Genomic DNA, 22,956 nt, shown 5'->3' on the forward strand with positions numbered 1-22,956 from the left:
AATATTTAAACACCAATTATTCCTTAAACCTTATTTTTTAGATATATTTAAATAAAATGTTTTAACGATATTTAAATAGCCCAATATCGTTAATTATTTAATATATTTTATACATAATTTATATAACTATAAAAAAATTATAAAAAATAATAATATTTTGGAATATAAATAAAATTTTTATAAAACTATATGGGAAGTAGTTATTACATGGTTAAGATATCTATAATTGTGCCGGTTTATAATACTGAGCCTTATTTAAAGCAATGTTTAGACAGTATTATTAATCAAACTCTAGAAGATATTGAAGTTATATGCGTAAATGATGGATCTACTGATAATTCTTTATCTATTTTAGAGGAATATGCTAGTAAAGACAATCGTATTAAAATAATTAATCAGGAAAATGAAGGACAAGGTTTTGCTAGAAATAATGGCCTAAAAAATGTTAATGGAGAATATGTCCTTTTTGTTGATTCTGATGATTGGATAGAACTTAATACATGTGAGGCATTATATAAAAAGGTTAATGAATTAGATTTGGATATGCTATTCTTCTGTGCTACCCGTTATATTGAAGATGAGGATAAATATGACTATACCTTTGGAGACTATAATTACTCATCACTAGGAGGCAAATTCTGGAACAGGATTTTTACATACAAAGATGTACCTAATATTTTTAAGGTTGCGGTTTCTGCTTGTTTAAAATTATATAATACAGATTTTTTAAAAAAATCAGATGCTCGTTTTCCGGACAACTTCTTTGAGGATAATTATTTCTTCTATTACCTGTTTTTAAAAGCCGAAAAAGTTTCAATTGTTGAAAATCAATTTTATAATCGCCGTATAAGAGATGATTCCACTACACAATCAGGCGGAAGGGCTTTTATGGACTCTATAATTGCTGCTAATCAGATTATTGATGTTTTTAAAGATAATGGACTATTTGAACAATATAAGAATCAGTTATTGCGAAAAAAGTTCAATAGTAATATATCACGGTTCTTTGGTATTAACGATTCATTAAAAGAAGAGTATTGGAGCAAGCTTAAAGAGGATTTCAAAGACTATAAAAAATATTATGATGAGGAAAAGGATTCATTCTATTACATTATTGTAGATTTTTACAATAACCTAATTAAATCCAAGAACTACAAAGAGTTCATAGAATCAGAGTCAGTGGATTTAAAAAGTAGACATGACAATATAAAAGAAAAATATGAAAGTTTAGATAAAGAATCAAATAATAAAATCAACGCATTAAATGAAAAAAACAAAGACCTAGAAGAGGAATATGAAGAATTAGAAAAAGAAAATGAACAATTGAATGAAGAAATTAACGAGTTAAGTAAATTTAAAAGAGATGTTTTAAACTCCAGAAGTTGGAGAATAACCAAGCCATTTAGAAGAGAAAAATAATTAAATTAAAAGAAAATATAAAAGATTAAGAATATTAATCCAAAACATTTAATTTATAAACCCTCTATATTCATTGTGTTGAAAAGAACAACATCAACCATATCACCCTTTTCAACTCCCTCGTTATTTTCATCAATGATAATATAACTGTTCGCCTCAACCATTGACCTTATAATACCGGAACCACGATTTAAAACATGTTTTGCATGAAAATGATCTGAATAGGTTCTAATAAAGTCAGTTCTACCGAGGGTAGACGGAATCTTTAACATTGACTCCCTTTTAACAATGTCAAAGTTATAGTCCAAACCTTCCATCCTGTATAGATAGGTTCTAACAAATACATCAAATTGACTCATTGCAGCAACCGGTTGACCGGATAAGGTGAACACGACAGTATTGTTTACTACACCAGCACCTGCAGGTTTACCTGGTCTCATGGCAACACCATGATATAAAATCTCACCAAGTTCGTCAACTGCATCTAGAACCACATCACCTTTACTAATAGCTGTACCACCAGTGGTTATTACAAGGTCATAGTTTTTTGTAGCGTTGTCAATGGCCTCTTTTACATCATCATAAACATCATATACATGAATAACATCTACCAAAGCACCAGTACTTTCAACCATGGAGGATATTGTATACTGATTTGAATTGATGATTTTAGATTTTGTATCCACATCCCTACTAGGTTCAACTAGTTCATTACCTGTTACAATAATTTTTACACGGGGTTTTTTATAGACCTGAATCTCGTTATAACCTGCTGAAGCAATTAAACCAATTTCCTGAGGTCTTATCAGAGTATTGGACTTTAAAACAATCTGTCCTTCTTTAATATCCTCAGCCTTTGGTGATATATTCTCACCTGGAGTTACCTGTGAATGGATACTTAGTTCATCACCATCACATGATGTATATTCTGACATTATAACAGCGTTTGCACCTTTAGGAATTGGTGCTCCAGTAGCTATTAAAATAGCTTCACCGTCATGTATCTCCTTATCAGAATAATCTCCTGCTCCAATATGATCAATAACCTTTAATGTTTTATGAACATTATTTGAAGCTCCAAAAGTGTTCTCTGCAATAACAGCATAGCCGTCCATAGCGGATTTATCAAATGGAGGTGAATTATAATAAGATTTAATATCCTCAGCTAAAACCCTCATATATGAATCTTTAATATTAATTGTTTCCTTATCCATAATTATTTGATTATCGTTAAGTTTAGAAACTGCCTCGTTAAGCGGCATTAATTTAGATAAAAACATATTACACACCCTACTACTTTTTAAAAATTAAACAATGTTTTTATAAATAAATTCGAATTATATAGATTTTAGATAAATGTAAATATTCTAGTTAATTTTAATTAAAAAATAAATTACATATGCTAGATTATTTTAGCTTTAAAAAAATTAAAATATAATCTCTATTTTAGACAAAATCCAATATTCTAGATTTAAAATACTTAAAATTCAAAAAAAGCATTATAATACATTGAATCTCCAATCTTGTCCGTATTTTATATTAAGTTAAAAAAATAAATGATATGAAAATAATTATTAATTATTTCATATAAGATTCTATAACCCCTGTATAAGCATCTGTTAAATCCGCAACAGGTATTGAAACATCATCAAATTTCAAACCATCACCATTGACTTCACCAATACAAGCTGCAGGAACATCTATCTTTGACAATATATCATCGACGGCATCAGCTTTAACAGTCATTATATATCTTCCATGGGATTCAGCGAATAATAAATTATTGAATTTCATGTCTGAATCAATTGGAATCTCGGAAGTATTAATCTCAGCACCTAAATTAGATTTGATAGCCATTTCACTTAAGGCAATAGCTATTCCACCAGCAGAACAATCATGAATAGCTGTAATATTTTTATCCTCATCTTCTTCTAATAAATCCAAAATATTCTTTGCAGCATTAAACTCATCATCGATTCTTACTTTAGGTGCGGTACCCTGTTCAAGATTAAATAGGGTTCTATGATATTCTGAACCATTTAACTCATCATAGGTATTACCGATAATAATTATCTTATCGGATTCATTTTTAAACTCAAGAGTCCTAATGTTTTCAAGATTTTCAACACCAATTAAACCTACTGCAGGTGTTGGATTAATTTTTGCACCTTCATTTTCATTATAAAAACTAACATTACCACTAATAATTGGTGCATTGAATTTCTCAGAAACCTGAGACATACCTTCGATACATTCTTTGAATTGCCATAAAATCTCTGGATTTTCAGGATTACCGAAATTTAAACAATCCACTATAGCATAAGGCTTTGCACCTACTGATACAATATTTCTTATACCTTCCGCTACAGAACCTGCTCCACCATCGAATGGTGATAGTTTAGTATGGATTGGATTTGAATCTACTGTTAATGCAACGCCTACATCATCATCAATCTTAAGTACAGCTGCATCATCACCTGGCTTAACAGCAGTTCTAAGTTGAACCTCATAATCATATTGTCTATAGACCCACACTTTACTTGCAATATTTGGTGAGGATAAGAGCTTAAGTAATGCCTCAGCAAAATCCACATCCTCAACTTCAACAAGTTCCCCGTCACATACAGGTTCGCGGATAGGTCTTGATATTGAAGGAGGATCTGATAATACAATAGTTGGAAGGTTACATAATTCCTGATTCTTTTCAAAGTCCTTTACAATCATATTATTTCCTTCTGTAACCTCACCGATTACGGCAGAAGGAAGTTCATGTTTATCACATATCTTAGTTGCTAAATCAACATCTTTAGGATTGATTACAAACACCATTCTCTCCTGTGATTCAGACAACATTATCTCATATGGTGTCATACCAGTTTCCCTAAGTGGTATTGCATTCAAATCAACGATTGCACCATTTTCACAGGCACCTGCAAGTTCTGAGATACAACAGGTTAATCCTCCACCACCTAAGTCCTTAACACCTGAAACATGAATCTTATCAAGAATCTCATATGATGCTTCCATTACACGTTTTTTAGTAAAAGGATCTCCTACCTGCACTGCAGGCCTGTCCTCAGTTTCACTATCAGAGGTCAATTCCTCAGATGCGAAAGTTACACCATTGATTCCATCTCTACCGGTAGTTCCACCCATTAAGAAAAATACATCTCCAACATTAGGGGCTTTACCATATACAATCTTATCCTTTTCAACAAGACCTACACACATTACATTTACAAGAGGATTTGTTCTAAATGATTCATCAAACTCAATTTCTCCTGCAACAGTCGGAACACCTACACGATTACCATAATCAGATATACCTTTTACAACGTTTTCAAAAATATATTTGGATTTTTGATCCTCTAATGGTCCGAATCTTAATGGATCAAGAAGTGCAATAGGTTTTGCACCCATTGATATGATATCCCTTAAAATTCCACCAATTCCAGTACCTGCTCCACCATAAGGTTCTACTGCAGAAGGGTGATTATGACTCTCCATACCTACTGCAAGAGCATATTTATCTGTTACTGATACTAATCCTGCATCATCTCCAGGACCTAATATAATGTTTTCTCCTTCAGTAGGAAATCTTTTTAAAAAAGGTCTACTACTTTTATAAGAACAATGTTCTGAAAACATTACATCTAACATACCTTCCTCTAGAGAATTCATTTCTCTACCTAATAAATTAGTGATAAACTCTATTTCAGAATCTGTTAAAGTCATTTAAATCACCATATTTTAAATAATACTCCTATAGTTTAAAATTTATAATTGAAGAGTTAAATTAAATTCGTTTTTAAAATAAAGATTAATAATCAATTACTAATAAAATCCTAAAGGAGAATAAAATAGAAATCAATTATTAAATATATCTTCAAATGAATTAATTTTTAACAATATTAATTATAATATCCTCATCTTCAATTTTCCATTCTTTTGTATATTCATTACTAATATCTTGTTGTTCATCAGATTTAATATTATTACATTCACCAACATTAAATACAAGAGTATTGGCCCTAACCTCATTAGAGATTAAATCTTCTTGTTTTACTACTAAATCCTTAAATGAATCTGAACAATTAACCTTTACATTAATATTAGCTTCTACATCTAAATCCATGTCCTTTCTCATATCTTGAACCCTTCTAATAAGTTCCCTGGACATAGCTTCAGATAATATTTCAGGTGTAACTTTTGTATTAACAAAAACATTTCCGCCTTTAAATTCAGAGGATACAAAATCATCTGGAAGTTCGCTATCAAAGATAACCTCTTCTGAGGATAAAACAATAGCCTTTTCCATACCCTGACGATCAACACCGTTTACAGTAATCTCACCATTTGCTTCCAAATCATCTTTTATTTTATTACCATCAGCTTCCTCAAGGTATTTCTTGACAATACCAATATCGCCTTTAAGCTTAGGGCCTAAGATTTTAAGATTAGGTTTTGCAATGTAAGACAAGTCCTCAAATTCTGATGAGGTTAAAACTGCTTTAGTATTGGCTTGGTCTTTAATTACATCTTCAAGGTTTGAAACTGCACTTGAAACTTTATCATCAGAGGATACAACAGTAATATCTGTTACAGGCCATCTAAGTTTATATCTTGCAACATCTCTTGCTCTTATAGATGCATCAATCACATCCCTTGCAATTGACATTTCATGTTCCAGATCCTCATCGATTAAATCCTCGTTAACTGTCCAATCTTCCATATGGACACTTTCTTTAGCATCATCAAGATTTCCAACGACCAAATTCTGATAGATGACTTCACTTAGATGAGGTGCTATTGGAGCCATTAGTTTAATTAAGGATACAAGAGCTGTATAAAGTCCGTAATATGCACCTAATTTATCAGGATCATCACTTTCCACCCAGGTCCTACCTCTAATTAAACGTACATACCAACGACTTAAGTCTTCTAGAATGAAGTCCATGATTTTACGGGTTGCTTTATGGAAGTATAAATCATCAATGTCCTTTCCAACTTCTTTTGCTAATGTGTTAACTCTTGAGATAATCCATCTGTCCTCATCTCTTAATATCATGGTGTCATCATTACATTTAGACGGATTGAAGTTATCAAGTGACATGTAGGTTGTAGAGAACACATAAACATTCCATAAAATGTTAAACATCTTATTTACATTGTTTAGTTCATCCCATACAAATTTTAAGTCATCCCAAGGTTTACATGCCCATAAAAGATAGAACCTTAATACATCGGCACCATACTTCTCGATGACCTCCTCAGGGGATACTACATTTCCAAGAGATTTACTCATTTTCTTTCCATTCTCATCCAATACAAATCCATGCATTAAGACCCTGTTATATGGCACCCTGTTCATTGAAATAACACCGGTACCTAATTGAGAGTAGAACCATCCTCTAGTCTGATCATGTCCCTCACATACAAAATCATATGGATACCATTTTTCAAACTTATCCTTTTCCTGCGGATAGTATAATGAGGCCCAACCTGCTACACCGGAGTCAATCCATACATCCAATACATCAGGTATACGTTCCATTTCTCCATTACAGTGTGGACATTTTACCTTAACAGTATCTACATAAGGTCTATGTACCAATTTTGAAAGTTCCACATCACTTGGAATCTCATTAACAGAGGATTCTTTAAGTTCGGAAACTGAACCTATGACTTTTCTCTCACCACAGTCAGGACAAATCCAGACAGGTATAGGTATACCCCAGTATCTCTGTCTTGATATGGTCCAGTCCTGAGCATTAGCCACCCAATCATGGAATCTGCTAGAACCAGCCCATTCTGGAACCCAGTCAACATTATCCACTTCGGACAACATTTTGTCTTTTACATCAGTGACTTTTAAAAACCATTGCTCGGTAGCACGATATAAGATAGGAGTCTTACATCTCCAACATATACCATATCTGTGTTCAATAGTTCCATGATTATACATGAATCCTTTATTTACTAAGATTTTGATAATCTCGGGATCATAATCCTTTGTATAATGACCTTCAAAGACACCTGCATCCTCTGAGAAATTACCGCTTTCATTAACAGGACAGAAGATAGGAAGATTAAATTCCTTACCCATGTTAAAATCATCGGGACCATGACCTGGTGCGGTATGTACACAACCGGTACCTTCCTCTAGATCCACATGGTCTCCAGGAATAATGGTATGAACATTTTCCAATGAATCAAACTCTTTTTGTTTTGGAATCTCATCTAAGAATGGATAGACATACCTAATACCTAATAATTCACTACCTTTAACTGTTTTAATAATAGTATAATTAATGGTTACGTGTTCCTCAATTTTATCCTCTTCATCCTCGTTTTCTGCAGGTATTTTATGTTTATGGACTGTTTTTTCTTTACCTAAAACATTCTCCAATAAGCCGTCAGCAAGGATATATATTTTATCATCTTTTAGAACAAAGTCATAGTCAAAATCAGGATTAACACAGATAGCCATATTAGCCGGCAATGTCCAAGGAGTAGTTGTCCATACTAAAATATATTCCTCTAAACCATCTGGGTTTTCATCCTTTGAAAGACAAGGATTTTCAAGTGGGAATTGAAGATAGATAGATGGATCCTCTCTTTCCTCATAATCTAATTCTGCAGCTGCAAGTGCAGTCTCACAGTGAGGACACCAACTGATTACCCTTTTATCATGGGTAAGTAAGTTCTGCTCTTCAGCTCTCTTTAAGGTCCACCATGCAGATTGCATATAGTTAGGATCAAGTGTCATATATGGATCATCCCAATCCATCCAAACACCTAAAGACTGGAACTGTTTAGTCATTGCTAATTTATTTTTGAAAGCAAATTCCTGACATTTGTCCACAAAATTGGAAATACCAATATCTGATTCAATCTCTTGTTTACTTTTAATACCCATTATCTGTTCTACTTTATTCTCGATAGGAAGACCGTGCATATCCCAACCTGCCTGCCTTCTTAAAGAATAACCTTCCATACTTTTATAACGTAACAATGTATCTTTAATAATCTTGTTCCAAGCTGTACCTAAATGTATTTTACCACTACAATAAGGAGGACCATCTAAAAAAGAATATTGAGGTCCGTTTTTTCTAATTTTATTAATTTTAGCAAAAATTTCCTCATCTTGCCAGAAATCATGTACAGACTTGTCGATTTTTTTAAATTGATAAGATTTTTCTGCCTCTTCTATTGGCATAATTATTCTCCTCTAATATTAATAGAATATTTAATAAAAAGCATATTAAAATTTTAAAATGATAAAAATAAAGCTAAATAATTTATTTTAAGAAATTTTACCTAAGATAAATTATATCTAAAAATAAATAGTTTATATTTGAATTATTAAAATCTATTAATCATCTAATATTTTAATAAACAATATAAATTTTAAATACGTCTTGAATCCTAATTCAGAATCAAAAAATGACCAAGATTAAAACTCAATCATATTTAAAAAATGAATAATGAAATATAATAGTTATACTATATTAAGTTGTTTAAACAATCGCCAAAACTAGAAAGTTTTAGCTTTACCTGAAACAACTTCTTCAGTAATAACTGATATATCTTCAAGCCATTTATCTACAATAGTTTCAACATTTTTATTAACATCTTCTAATTTATAGCCATCCTCCAAGATAATTTGGGTAGATGCAGCTTTAGGTTGATCTATTGGTTTACCGATTTGACTTAAAATCATTAAATCAGCTTGTTTAACTCCTTCAACATTTTCTACAACATCATTAGCTATTTTATTAGATAATAAATTGTAGATTTTACCTACATGGTTAATAGGATTTTTACCGGAAGTTGCTTCCATAGACATTGGTCTGCATGGAGTAATAAGACCGTTAGCTCTGTTACCTCTTCCTACAGAACCGTCATCACCCATTTCTGCAGAGGTACCACTAACAGTTAAATAGTAACCAGATTCGTCCTGTTTATTATCGTCATCAGCAGTGTTTACATAAACATCTAAGTTACGATTTGTTAAACCGGAAGCAAAATCAGCTACAATATCCTTTAATTCTTCCCTAATGGAAATATAAGCGTCCCTATCATCTACATATTTAGATACCATAGCACAGCCTATTGTTAAGGTAATATCATCTTTGTCCCTAAGACCCATTACTTTGATATCCTCACCGATTGCAGGGTGTTGTTTCTTGAAGGCTCTGGAGTTTAAAAGGTTTTCAGTTTTTAATACAATATTTTCCACTTCGGAAAATGGAGCATATCCTACACCGAAAGAGGTATCATTACTTGAGATAGCACCTTTTCTTGAGAAAACATCAACTAAATCTCCTGAACCTTTACCTATCTTACATTGTACAACACAATCTGATTCAACATCTAAGTTAATGATGGTTTTATCTAAAAATTCCTTAGCAGCATCAATTGCTACTCTTTCAAGAGGTAATTTAACTCCATCATATTCATGAACACCTCTACCTGTTAAAAGAATATCAATAGGTTTTAAGATTTCTCCTCCACCAAAGTGAGGATCTGATTCACCTGCTGTAATCTGAACTTCATCGGTGTTATGGTGAAGAATACCGCCAAATTCATCCATATACATTTGGCATAAAGCATGGCTTACAGCTTCACCTAAACCATCACTAATACTATCAGGATGACCTATACCTTTTCTTTCTACAATTTCAATTTCTTTATCTTCAATATATTTTTGATCTAATTCATCAACTATTATATTTCTCATAATATCATCACTCGAGAGATGTTTATAAAATTTAAAGTAATAATAAATGTAGAATTTTATTTAAGACCAAACTAAAAATTGATTTAAACAAATTCTATTAAAATATTTTAATTAAATAAAATTAAGAAGAATTACTCGATAGAATTAGAATTTAGTAAAATTTAAAAAAATTATAATCCTAAATAATTCAACTTATTATAATTTAAAATTTATTTATTAAGTACTTAATAAATTTATGTTTTTATTGAAAATAAATTAGGATTTTTTATGAATTTAAAAAAAAATAAATGAAAAATTATTAAAGGTCTAAAAAAATTTAAAAACAGAAAAGTGATTTTAAATAAATTTAAAAAAATACATAAAAAGGATTAATATTATCTTATCTAAGGTGATAATATTAAAATCAAAAAACTATTAATCTATAATGATAATAAAGAGGAGATAATAGAAACTGAAATATATGATACATTTTTAAAAAGATTTAAAGGACTAATGTTTGAAAATGACATAAAAAATCCGATACTATTTATTGTTCCACAGAACATACTTTATAAAAAATTAATAATACACAGTTTTTTCATGAGAATTCCAATCGATATAATGGTAGTAAATAATAAGTTAGAAATTATTGATAAGACCAGCCTTAAGCCATGGCATTACTATAAGGCTAATGAAGAGATTTCCTACTTTATAGAATTAGAATACGGATATTTAAATAGACATAATATTGAAATTAATGATAAAATAAAAATTATCTGAAATTACAAATAAAAAGGAAATTTACAGATTGATTGAATGTTAAAAGCTAATAAATCATTAAATATTCCGTAAAAAGACGTAAAATAGGCATTATATAATAAAAATAAATGTATTTTAAAGCTAAAAATTGATTTTGTAAGTATCGATTATAAAAAAAGTTAAAGATTAATTAAGATTTTCCTCAATAAATGGAATGATCTTTGATGGATGTTCTATAACATTGATACCCTCAATTTCTCTAAGTTTGTTGGTATTTTCAATGTCAATATCCCTCATATGCATCTGAATAACCTTTCCAACTGAAATCGCATCATGAGGACATGAGTCTTTACAGAGTCCACAGCCTAGACATTTAAGTAATGATATTTCTTTATAAGGGATAATGGCATCATTAGGACAAGTCAATGCAGCAGTACAAGGATCACACTTTTCACATTTAGAAAGTTCTAGTTTAGAAGGAAGAACTGTATCTATATCTCCAGGGGTAATGTCTACAGGTACAATAATAGTAGGTACCCTGCCTTTACCTGCCTGGGCCACGGCATTTGTAACCAGTGTATCTGATATCCCATATACGATTTTTGATACGGTGTTTGCTGTTGCAGGTGATACAATCAGCAAATCATATTTTCCAAGGGAGAATCTACCTGTAATTGGAAAGCTGAATCTTTGATTGGAATCCGTGGCGAATTCCCTATAGCCGCCTCCGGTAAGGTGCTTAACATTTTCATACAATCCATACATTTTTAAAACTTCTTCACTTGCAGAAGAGAGAAATACGGTAACCTCATTATCCTTTGCAAGTTGTTGAAAAACCTGAACACTTTCATTAAGTAAATGCCCTGCACCAGTAAAAGCCCATCCAATACGCATAATATCTTCCCTAAAAAAATAGATGATTTTCAAATAAAAAAAGAATGAAAAAATGAAAAAAGATTAGAACTGAAGATATTCATATGCTTCTGTTTCTCTAAAAGCATAATGAACTTTTGTGTAATTGTTCATATATTCAGAAACCTCATCCTTAACATTTTCGTCGTCAACCACAACTCTTTTAATAAACTCAGCAATTTCAGACATGTTTTTCTCTTTTAATCCTCTTCTTGTAATCTCGGATGTACCTATCCTAATTCCGGATGGATTATCACTGTTGTTTACATCATCCCAAGGAAGAAGGTTTTTATTTAATATGATGTTGTTTCTTTCTAATTTTTTAGCAAAGGTATTTCCGTCAGTAATGTTAGTTACATCAACTGCAACTTGGTGAGACTCAGTGAAACCTAAATCCTCACATAAAACATTGAATCCTAATTCATATAATGCCTGAGCTAAAGCTTTTGCATTTTTAATAATCTGTTTAGCATAAGCCTCTCCAAATTCTAACATTTCAGCAGTTGCAATACCTAATCCTGCTAAATGGTGAAGGTGATAATTACTTACAACACCAGGGAATACTGCATTATCAATTTTATCTGCATATTCCTCATGATCAGATAAGATAATTCCTCCTTGAGTTCCAGGGAATGATTTATGTGTACTTCCCATTAAAACATCTGCTCCTTCTTTTAAAGGATCTTGGAATTGTTTACCTGCGATTAATCCTAAAACATGCGCTCCATCATATAAAACTTTAGCTCCAACTTCGTCTGCAGCTTCACGAGCTTCTGCAACAGGATGTGGGAATAAGAATAAGCTTCCACCTAAAAGAACAACCTTAGGTTTTTCTTCAATAATGGTTTTCTTCATTTTATCTGCATCAATATTCATTATATCAGGATTAAATGGATGGGAAACATTTTTTAATCCATGAATTCCTGCAGCAGAAACATTAGCATGTGAAATATGTCCACCATAAGGTACTTCTAAAGCCATTAATTTATCATTGTATTTAGTGAATGCAAAGAAAGCTGCTAAATTAGCAGTTACACCAGAAACTGTCCTAACATCAACATACTTAGCATTAAACAATTTTTTATTTAAATCAACAGTTAAATCCTCAATATCATCAATATATTTACATCCTTCATATAACCTTTCATGGGATTTACCTTCAGCATATCTATGGGATAAATCAGAAACCATAGCTGTTTTAACATCTGCACTTGTAATGTTCTCACTTGCTATAAGGTTAATACTATTTTTCATCCAGTCGTTATGTTGCTTAAGATAACCCTGAAACTCGGTTATATATTCTTGATTTGACATTATCTCACACCTATAAAATACATTTTAAATTATTTTAAATAAATTCAATGAAAAATCACATTTATAAAAAATAATTTCAAATTACAAATTCCTATAAAAATAGAAAAAATATATTTTTTAAATTAAAATAAACATTAAACTTTTTAACAATCTTAATTTTAAATTTTTTAATATTTAATCATTATGATTAATATAAGGTATAATTTCCCCAATTAAAATGAAAACAAAAAATACTTTAAAAAAATTGATATTTATTTAAAGATCCTATCCCCAAATAGGAAAATATTTAGTAATTTAAATGGAAATTAAATAAAAAACTAGTTTTAATAAGATTATTAAATTTTAAAGAAAAAAAGATTTAAAAAAATAGTCTACACTAAGGCAACAACAACAGATTAAAAATAAGTCTTTAAAATATGAAAAAGTAAGGATTGGAAAAATCCAATCTATACTTACATATCTTCAAATGCAGCATCGATTTGTGCCATGATTTGATCTGTTTTAAAGTGGTTTTGATCCATAGCACCTGAAGGACAAGCACCTACACAGGTACCGCATCCTTTACATAATGCAGCATTAATTTCAGCGTGTTTTGCACCTTCTTCTCCAACAATACTAATAGCACCGAATGGACAAAGTTCTACACAAACCTCACATGCACCACAAAGGTTCTCATCGGAGGAAGCAATAATTGGTTCAATTGCTACTTTACCTTGAGACATTGGGATAGCAGCACGAGCAGCTGCAGCGGAACCTTGAGCTACGGAATCAGGAATATCTTTAGGACCTTGAGCTACACCTGCAATGTAAACACCATCGGTTAAAGTATCGACAGGTCTTAATTTAGGGTGAGCTTCCATATAGAATCCGTCAGAAGATTTGGAGATTCCTAAGGTTTGTCTTAATTCGTTAGATCCTGCAGGAGGTTCTAAACCAACAGATAATACAACTAAATCATAGGTGTATTCAGTTACTTTACCAAGTAAAGTATCTTCAGCTCTAATGGTTAAAGTTAAATCATCGTTTTCGATAATTTGAGCAGGTCTACCTCTTAAGAATTCAATACCGTATTTTTCTTGGGAAGTTTTGTAGAATTCTTCGAATCCTTTACCAAATGCACGAATATCCATGTAGTAACAGGTTACTTCTGTATCTGGTTCGTGATCAATACATAATTGTGCATTCTTCATGGAGTACATACAACATACCCTTGAACAATATGGTTTACCAATTTGTTCATCCCTTGAACCTACACAGTGGATAAATGCAACACGTTTAGGAGTTTCACCATCGGAAGGTTTAATAACATGTCCGGTAGTAGGACCAGATGCGTTAATCATCCTTTCAATTTCTAAACCAGTAATGACATTAGAGTATCTACCGTAACCATATTCATATTTACCGGAAGGATCGTATGGGTCGTATCCAGTAGCAGCAATAATAGTACCTACTTCGAGTTTAATTTCTTCAGGTTGTTGATCAAGGTCAATAGAACCACGTTCACAAGCTGATACACAGAGACCACATTCAATACAGTAATCTTTATCAATAGTAGCACATAATGGTACAGCTTGAGGGAATGGAATGTATGCAGCTTTAGTCATACCAATACCTTCATCAAAGTAGTTAGGTATTTCGATAGGACAAACTTCAGTACATTGACCACAACCAGTACAGGTTTCTTCATCAACATATCTTGCTTTTTTGTTTACAGTTACAGTAAAGTTACCAATGTATCCGTCAACATCAGTTACTTCTGCATAAGTGATCAATTCAATGTTTTCATGTTTACCACAATCTACCATCTTAGGTGCTAAGATACACATTGAACAATCAAGAGTAGGGAAAGTTTTATCTAATTGACCCATCCTACCACTAATGGTTGGGTTTCTTTCAACTAAATAAGTATGGAATCCCATATCACCTAAATCTAAAGCAGTTTGGATACCAGTAACTCCACCACCAATAACAAGAGCATTGTTATTTACGTCTACCATATGAGGTTCTAAAGGTTCTAATAATCTTACTTTAGCAACTGCCATACGGACTAAATCTTTAGCTTTTTCAGTAGCAGCTTCAGGTTCATTCATATGTACCCAAGAATCGTGTTCTCTTAAGTTAGCAAATTCAAATAAGTATCTGTTTAATCCAGCCTCTTCTACACATCTTCTGAAGGTAGGTTCGTGAAGCCTTGGAGAACATGCAGCTACAACTACTCTGTTAAGGTTGTGTTCTTTAATATCTTCTTGAATAAGATTTTGACCTGGGTCTGAACACATGTATTTGTAATCTTTTGCTACAACTACGTTAGGTAAAGTACCTGCGTATTCAGCAACAGCTTCACAGTCTACTGCTGCAGCAATGTTAACACCACAGTGACAGACATAAACTCCTATTCTTAATTCTTCGTTTTCATTATTTTTTTCTTCTGCCATTAAATCACCTTGTACAAGTATGTGACATTATCTAATATTTTATAAAAAAAATCTTAGATAAATTTATGTTTATAATTACTATTAATAAAGCTTTCTATTCTAAAAATTAAGTAAGCTTTATATAATAAAAAAACGATTCAAAAAATTTGAATCCAATAAGACATATAAAGGATAAAAAGGGCATAAAGATAAAATCTAAATATTATAAATGAATTGATGAATAGAATAAACCTTTAAGATTAGTTTAAATAAAATAGAAAGAAAAAATTAAAAAGCAGATCAATATGGAAAATTAAAGGTAAAAACAAAGATAACAATTAATAAACAAATATAATTGAAAACAAAAGAGCAATATCATTATAAGAAGAATAATAAAAAGTCTTTAATTAAAAAAATAGAAAACATCAGTTTTACATTGAAAAAATGAAAAAAAGTAAAAAAAGTTTAATCGTAAATGATTAAACAAATTTAATCCTAAACAATAGACATTATAATAGGTAATGTAATTAGACTGACCATCATATCAATAAAAATACAATCAGATGCAACATGGAAATCCAAATCAAAATTAATTGCAAGTGCTAGTGCTAACATTGCCGGAGGCATAGCAGCTTCAATTACAGATATTTGAAATTCAAAACCACCTACACCAAATAGTTTTAACACAAAAACAGCAAGGATAGGAGCAATAACAAGTTTAATTACTGATGTAAAAGCTGCCATGTTTAAACTATTTTTCAATCCTCTAAAGTCTATAGATAAACCTAAGGATAGCATGATCAATGGAACAGTTAATGCTTTAAGATATACTAATACATTTGATACAACAGGTCCAATTGGTATATTTGCAACATTAAATAATAAACCTAATACCACAGCCCATAACAATGGAAATGTTAAGATTTTTTTTACAACCTTCTCCAGTTTTCCACCGAATAAAAGCAATAGCAATAGATTAAATATAATAAATAATAATGTAGTACCTACATCATAGAATATAGCTCTAATTAATCCATCATTACCAAATACTCCTAAAATTAACGGATAACCGAAAAAACCAGTATTTGCCATAGCTGCAACAAGTACTACACTCCACTTTGTCTTAGTTTCAAATTTTTTAATACTCAATATTATATAAGTTATTAAACCACTAATTCCTGCTACAATAATGTTTACAATCGGCAGAATACCTAATTTAGGAATTAATGAAATATCAGTATTATATAATGAATAAAAAACTAAACAAGGCATAGCTATATTAATAACGATTTTATTTAGTGTATCTACATTATTAACCTCTAATAAACCAATCCTTTTAGAAAAATAACCTAAGAAAATAATGATTAATATAACTAAAAATGTATATTCTAAACTCATATTATCACAAAAATACTTTTAAAAGAAAAAATAAGTTAAAATAAAATCAGATAAAATTAAAAAATTATCTAAATAATTATTTTGTATTCATATTATATAAATATGTTTAGAAAATTAAATTATAAAATATAAACTATTAAAAATTAATTAGAAATTTTATACAGTTTATTAAAATAAATTAAATATATTAACAATTAAAATTTATTTATTGAAGATATTTAAATAAAAAAATTAAAAAGTTAAAAAATTTTAAAATTATATATTGATTCCAAATATAAACTTTAAATAGCTAGTAATAAAAAAGTTAAAAAAGTTTAAAATAATGTATTATTCCAGATATAAACTTTAAATAATTAATAATAAAAAAAATTAAAAAATCAAGTCAATCTATAAAAAAAACCAACCTAGACTAAATAAAACCTAAAAAAATACCAAAATAAATTTTAATTAATCTAATTGAAAAAAAAGAAAAAATAAGAATTTCCCTATTTAAATAAAACAAATAAGAAATATGAAAACTATTCTATTAAAAACATTGACAAAATTAGTATATAAATAAATCTAAATAAAAAGATAATAAAATGAATCAGTAAGACTAATCCACTACTCCCTCATTAGTAATTTTATATACACACTCACCTTCTGGTAAATGAGGACTGTCAACAAGTCTAGCTATTCTTTTACCAGCTAAACCTTTTTTAAGCCATATTCTGTAAGTAGAAGCATGTCCTAGAACATGACCTCCAGTTGCCTTAGTAGGGCTACCAAAGAATGCGTCAGGTCTTGCTTGGACTTGGTTTGTAATGAATACAGCTAAATTATAAGTGTTAGCTAATTGTTGAAGAACATGTAAATGTTGGTTAAGTTTTTGTTGTCTTACAGCTAATGATTCCCTTCCAACGTATTCAGCTCTGAAATGAGCCATTAATGAATCAACAATTACAAGTTTAACATTACATCCGCTTTGAATAAGTTCATTAATTTTTTCAGCCATTAATATTTGGTGAGATGAATTAAAGGCTCTTGCAACATGGATCTTCTGTAAAACCTCTTCATGATCTAGGTCAAATCTATCTGCAATTTGTTCGATACGTTCAGGTCTAAATGTATTTTCTGTATCAATATATACACATTCTGCATCAAGACCACCTTGTTCTAGAGGTAATTGTACTGTAACTGCAAGTTCATGGGAAATTTGACTTTTACCTGAACCAAACTCTCCAAATACTTCAGTGATGGATTGAGTTTCAATACCCCCACCAATTAATTCATCAAAAGCTTCACTTCCAACTGTAATATGACCAATATCTTTTCTTCTTTCCATTACATCATATGCAGTTTCAAAATCAATTTTTTCAGATTTACGAGCCGCCTCGATAACCTTCTCAGCAACACCTTCACCAATTTCAGCTTTTACAGATAATTCTTTAGCAGTAGCTGTTGCTAATCTCATCATATCAGCAAATCCAGCATCTCTTAACTTTTGAGCAGTTTTTTCACCAACATTAGGTAAATCTTCTAATTCTACCATAACCATTCCTCACATATTATTATTATATTATTATATTTATAAAAAATTAAAATTAATTAGATATCTTAATAAGATTTTGAGATAATTTTCTTAGGACTTAACCTTAACTCCTCATCAAAATCATTAAAGTTAACATCGGCAATAATGTCTATATTCATACCTTCTAAATTCTCTACTTTACCTTCTAAAGGTCCTAAATCACCACTATCATCAACAAGCTTAATAATTTCATCCTGTTTCAAGTCTAATAATTCCTCAACCAAGCGTGAGAAGAAAGTAATCTGTATATCTCCAGTATCATCTGAAAGCATACCTGGAAGCATTAATAAATAACTAGGTTCATCGATTGCCTCACCACAGTATTGACAATAATAACCTTCTTCATCTTTGTCTAATCTTGAATTACAATTAGGACATCTTGCAAGTAATAAATTATTAGCAGATAAATTATTTAAAGTACCTGAGACTCTAATATTTGTATCATCATCTTCAATAGTTTCTATAGTCTTTGAAACATATATTGAATCTTGTATATCCTCAAATGATGGTAAAGACTTAATCTCTTTATCACTTATTTCTGAGATATTAGAACTACCGTTAATACTTAATTCCAAATGATCCCCATTAAAAGTAACACGTGGATTGATTAATTTAATAGGATCGCCTATTTTAAATTCTTTAGAAGAATCTGGACTCCAATTAGCTACCCTAATAGATCCAGTATTATCAGCAATTTCCATATTTCTTACAGAACCTTTAGAACCGTCATCCCTTTCAAACTCTCTAATCTCATTAACACTTAAAATTCTTCCAATAAGTTTGATGTTTTGATCATCCTCATCTAACTCATCAATAGTTCTTGTGTTATAAACAACATTTTCCAAAGTTTCAAGTGAAGATATATATTTGGATTCTTCCTCATTTAAAGGAATAATCCTAGATGTTTTACCAATGTTTAATTGAATATCATACATTCCAAGTCTTGTTCTTGCATTTTCAATTAAATAAGCATGACCAATTTCCAAATCCTCGTTTGCTTTATCATCCCATAAAGACAAGGTAATCAATCCAGTCTCATCAGCAAAATCAACTGATCTGACTAAACCGATTGAATTGTCATCTCTTTGGAATTCCCTGACATCCTGAATACTGAGAACACGACCAATAATGTCGAATTCCTCTCCGTCTTCCTCTGCCTGTTGAACTTGTTCGATTTTACGAGGTCCTAAACTCATTTTATATTCTTCAAGTACAGCAATTAAATCTGCAGGTTCTTTTGGATTTATTGTGAAACTAGATTGCCAATTAGTATTTACCCTATAACCGGAAGTGGAATAATCATCGTATTCTATGTTACCACCGGAAACCTTTAGAATATCCCCTTTTTTAATATCCAATTTGGTATCATTACCCCATAGAGTAACCCTTATGGAACCTGTATCGTCTAAAATTTCAATGGTTTTAACATGGCCTTCTGTTCCGTCTTTACGTTCAAAAGTAATAGTATCCTGAATTTTAGATACAAGGCCTATTAATGTGACATCGTTTTTCTCTTCAGCATCACCTATCTTGAAAAGGGTTTCTTCCATCTCAGGAACATCGAAATCTCCTTTAATGATTTTACTGTTTCTATGAGTTAAAGCAATCTCATTACGATTTTCCCTTACAACTGCATTTAATACTTTAATTGAATCTCCTACATCTAACTCTAAAGTATCAATCAAATCAACATCTTTATTCCATAAACTATATTGAATTTTGCCAGTTCCATCCTGAAGTTCAAGTGATGTGACCTTTCCTTCTCTACCATCACGTTCGAAAGTATTTACACGTCCTTTACGTATAATTCTTCCGATTATATTAACTTTATTATCATCTAAACTTATAGAGCCAATATCTGTAATATCCTCTTTATATTCAGGAAAATCAGGATAATCATCAGGGTTTTTCTTGTTAATAGTGGAACGAGGTTGAAGGTGTATTTCATCTGCATTATTAAAACCTTCCTTAACATCCACATCATTAATCTGAATAACATCCCCCTCGGAAACATTCTTTAAAAGAGGGATATTCTGAGTCCAGAAAACAACCTTTTTCTGTCCAGTATCATCGGCAAGTTGTACATTACAAAGTTTTCCGTCTTTACCTTTACGAGTCTTAAAAGATTTGGTATTTGCAACAGACATTACCCTACCAATAACAGTAACATGATCCTGACCAGCCTCTAAATCGCCAATCTTAATATTGTCTCCAGAAACAATACCTTCATTTTTCTCATCAATGTATTTTCCTGTAATAAGTCTAGCAAGATCAATATCATCCATAAAGTCTACATCTTCATAGTTTTTCTTCTTTTCTTCCAATTCCTTTAAAAAATCCTCTTCAGACATTACATCCTTGATTTTTTCATATTCTTTTCTTACGTCTTCCTCCATACCAGACCCTCACAAAATTATTTTATACTTTCAATTACCCTATATAAACAATAAGTCCTAGAGCATGTGAAAACTAATATTTCAAAAATTCTACATAAAAAAATATTAATATATAATATATATTATTATGAAATTTTTATTAAAAATAATTTGTAAATTATAATAATATATTATTATATTTAAAATATTAAAACTTATTAATAAATTTTTTTAGGATTTAATAAAATCTTTTAAAATAGATTATATCTCTATTTTTTAAATAAAAACTAATAAAACAATATGTATATAATTTTATTATTTTGATTTTAAAAATAAAATGAAAATAGAAACAATCTAAGAGATTAAAATATTAAACTAATTTAAATTGAATAAAAAAAATATTCAATAGAATATTATCACATATATATAAAAATTCTATTGTAAAGAAGGACTTATAATATTATGTATAAACCTGGAAAGTTAAAGAAAATTGAATCCGATTAATAGGTAAAATTCAATTTTAGATTCTGAAAATTAAATTAGAACACGATATCATAAAACTTCTTAAATTAGAACATAATATTATAAAACTTTTTTATAAAGATTATTATAGTTTAATCAATTTAAATTATAAAAAAAGAAAAAGATGTTTTAATAAGCATTTGTATTGCTTTTTAAAATAGTTTTAATCATAATAGCCACATCTAAACCAAAATGCCAGTTTTCTACATATTCAATATCATATTCAATACGCTTTTTAATAGATGTGTTACCTCTACATCCATGAATCTGAGCCCAGCCTGTAAGACCTGGACGTACCTGATGCTTAACCATATATTTTGGAATATCCTTTCTAAACTGTTCCACAAAGAACGGTCTTTCTGGTCTAGGACCTACAACACTCATATCACCTTTTAAAACATTGAAGAATTGAGGAAGCTCATCAATACTAGTTTTTCTAATGAATTCCCCAATCTTCGTTTTACGAGGATCATCTGGTGTGGTCCACTCTGACTTTTCTTCACTAGGATTTTGAACCTTCATACTTCTGAATTTATACATCATGAAGTGTTTTTGTTGATAACCTACCCTTTCCTGTTTAAATATAATAGGACCTGGAGAGGTTAACTTAATCAGAATAGCCACAACTATCATTATAGGTGAGGTAATAATAATTGCAATTGTAGCAACAACAAGATCAGATATCTTCTTAACCGTCTTATTAAATGCATCATCCAATGGGACATATCTTATATTAATTATAGGAATATCCTCAATCATGTCTACAGACGGCCTTGCTGGGAAATATTGGGTATATGCAGGAATAATCTCTGCTTTAATACCTGCGTTTTCACAGCTATCCACTAGTTTATTAATATGTTTATAATATTTCAAAGGAATAGCAAGTATAACCCTATCAAAAGAGTGGTCATGCAAGATTTTATCTAAGTCCCCAAATGAACCAACAATAGGAACACCATCCACCAGTTTACCTACCCTTTCAGGCCTACCTAAGAATCCATAGATTTTATAACCCAAATATTTATTCTGGGTAATCTTCCTTTCAAAGTTAAAAGCCAGTTCATTATCACCAACAATAAGAATATGTTTAAGGTTTTTATCGTTTTCCCTTAATTCCATTAAAAATCCACGGACAACAGATCTTTCAAATATACCGAATATAGAGGCAAATATAGGAAGTAAAAACATCAATATTCTTGAAAAGTCAGGCTGGTCAATAATAAATAGGATTGTCTCAAGTACAAAGAATGCAGTGATATTAACTTTTATTATTTGACTAGCCTCTGAGAAAATACTTCTATGAGTTCTAAATGGCTTGTATAAACCAAAGCTAAAATATAAAATCAGATATACAGGCAAAATAGCTAATAATAGAAATAGTGCATATTCCTCATAACCTAAATGACCACCAATAGGTCCAAAAATAGTTGTGTAAAATCTAACATAAGCTGCACATAATAATGAGAAAACAATGACTAAAACATCTGATAAAACTAAAATAGCATTTAATAACCTTTGGTTCTGTCTAATCATTATATCCCTTAATTTTTA

At 30.5% G+C, this 22,956-nt stretch carries 13 protein-coding genes; 2 read left to right on the forward strand and 11 right to left on the reverse strand.

All coding sequences use genetic code 11. From position 1 onward, the window contains the following. Positions 1 to 207: 207 nt before the first annotated feature. The gene (locus ABM4_RS08365) at positions 208 to 1,419 is read left to right on the forward strand and encodes a glycosyltransferase (RefSeq protein WP_052312821.1); all 1,212 of its coding nucleotides are present in this window, start codon (positions 208 to 210) and stop codon (positions 1,417 to 1,419) included. Between the two features lie 53 nt (positions 1,420 to 1,472). On the opposite strand, the gene glp is transcribed toward ABM4_RS08365, so the two are convergent. The 4 genes from glp to ABM4_RS08385 form a co-directional block, all read right to left on the reverse strand. Next, the gene (gene glp, locus ABM4_RS08370; protein ID WP_016359237.1) at positions 1,473 to 2,699 is read right to left on the reverse strand and encodes a gephyrin-like molybdotransferase Glp; all 1,227 of its coding nucleotides are present in this window, start codon (positions 2,697 to 2,699) and stop codon (positions 1,473 to 1,475) included. A gap of 298 nt (positions 2,700 to 2,997) precedes the next feature. Continuing rightward, positions 2,998 to 5,154 (reverse strand): phosphoribosylformylglycinamidine synthase subunit PurL, encoded by a 2,157-nt coding sequence (purL, locus tag ABM4_RS08375; protein WP_016359238.1) that lies wholly within the window; start codon positions 5,152 to 5,154, stop codon positions 2,998 to 3,000. Positions 5,155 to 5,314: 160 nt separating this feature from the next. Continuing rightward, positions 5,315 to 8,638, reverse strand: a complete 3,324-nt coding sequence (ileS, locus tag ABM4_RS08380) for an isoleucine--tRNA ligase (RefSeq protein ID WP_016359239.1) — start codon at positions 8,636 to 8,638, stop codon at positions 5,315 to 5,317. A 318-nt stretch (positions 8,639 to 8,956) separates the two neighbouring features. Continuing rightward, the gene (locus ABM4_RS08385; protein ID WP_016359240.1) at positions 8,957 to 10,162 is read right to left on the reverse strand and encodes a methionine adenosyltransferase; all 1,206 of its coding nucleotides are present in this window, start codon (positions 10,160 to 10,162) and stop codon (positions 8,957 to 8,959) included. A gap of 456 nt (positions 10,163 to 10,618) precedes the next feature. Here ABM4_RS08385 and ABM4_RS08830 point away from each other — a divergent pair, with 456 nt between their 5' ends. Further along, positions 10,619 to 10,921: a DUF192 domain-containing protein gene (locus ABM4_RS08830; protein ID WP_255349082.1), complete on the forward strand. Its 303-nt coding sequence runs from the start codon at positions 10,619 to 10,621 to the stop codon at positions 10,919 to 10,921. A 165-nt stretch (positions 10,922 to 11,086) separates the two neighbouring features. Here ABM4_RS08830 and ABM4_RS08395 read toward each other — a convergent pair whose 3' ends face one another. From ABM4_RS08395 to ABM4_RS08425, 7 genes are all read right to left on the reverse strand, one after another. Then, on the reverse strand, positions 11,087 to 11,794 hold the full coding sequence (locus ABM4_RS08395) for a dihydromethanopterin reductase (acceptor) (RefSeq protein ID WP_016359242.1): 708 nt from the start codon (positions 11,792 to 11,794) through the stop codon (positions 11,087 to 11,089). A 63-nt stretch (positions 11,795 to 11,857) separates the two neighbouring features. After that, on the reverse strand, positions 11,858 to 13,126 hold the full coding sequence (gene glyA / locus ABM4_RS08400) for a serine hydroxymethyltransferase (protein WP_016359243.1): 1,269 nt from the start codon (positions 13,124 to 13,126) through the stop codon (positions 11,858 to 11,860). 452 nt (positions 13,127 to 13,578) lie between these two features. Continuing rightward, positions 13,579 to 15,561 carry a CoB--CoM heterodisulfide reductase iron-sulfur subunit A family protein gene (locus tag ABM4_RS08405; protein ID WP_016359244.1) on the reverse strand — a complete coding sequence of 661 codons (1,983 nt, stop codon included), beginning with the start codon at positions 15,559 to 15,561 and terminating at the stop codon, positions 13,579 to 13,581. A gap of 474 nt (positions 15,562 to 16,035) precedes the next feature. Next, positions 16,036 to 16,938 carry an AEC family transporter gene (locus ABM4_RS08410; protein WP_016359245.1) on the reverse strand — a complete coding sequence of 301 codons (903 nt, stop codon included), beginning with the start codon at positions 16,936 to 16,938 and terminating at the stop codon, positions 16,036 to 16,038. Positions 16,939 to 17,533: 595 nt separating this feature from the next. Further along, positions 17,534 to 18,469: a DNA repair and recombination protein RadA gene (radA, locus tag ABM4_RS08415; protein WP_016359246.1), complete on the reverse strand. Its 936-nt coding sequence runs from the start codon at positions 18,467 to 18,469 to the stop codon at positions 17,534 to 17,536. A gap of 65 nt (positions 18,470 to 18,534) precedes the next feature. Next, positions 18,535 to 20,904, reverse strand: a complete 2,370-nt coding sequence (locus ABM4_RS08420) for an OB-fold nucleic acid binding domain-containing protein (protein ID WP_016359247.1) — start codon at positions 20,902 to 20,904, stop codon at positions 18,535 to 18,537. Positions 20,905 to 21,534: 630 nt separating this feature from the next. Then, positions 21,535 to 22,938 (reverse strand): undecaprenyl-phosphate glucose phosphotransferase, encoded by a 1,404-nt coding sequence (locus tag ABM4_RS08425; protein WP_016359248.1) that lies wholly within the window; start codon positions 22,936 to 22,938, stop codon positions 21,535 to 21,537. Between the last annotated feature and the right edge of the window lie 18 nt (positions 22,939 to 22,956).

Source organism: Methanobrevibacter sp. AbM4 (genome assembly GCF_000404165.1).
GTDB classification, from domain to species: Archaea; Methanobacteriota; Methanobacteria; order Methanobacteriales; family Methanobacteriaceae; genus Methanarmilla; species Methanarmilla boviskoreani.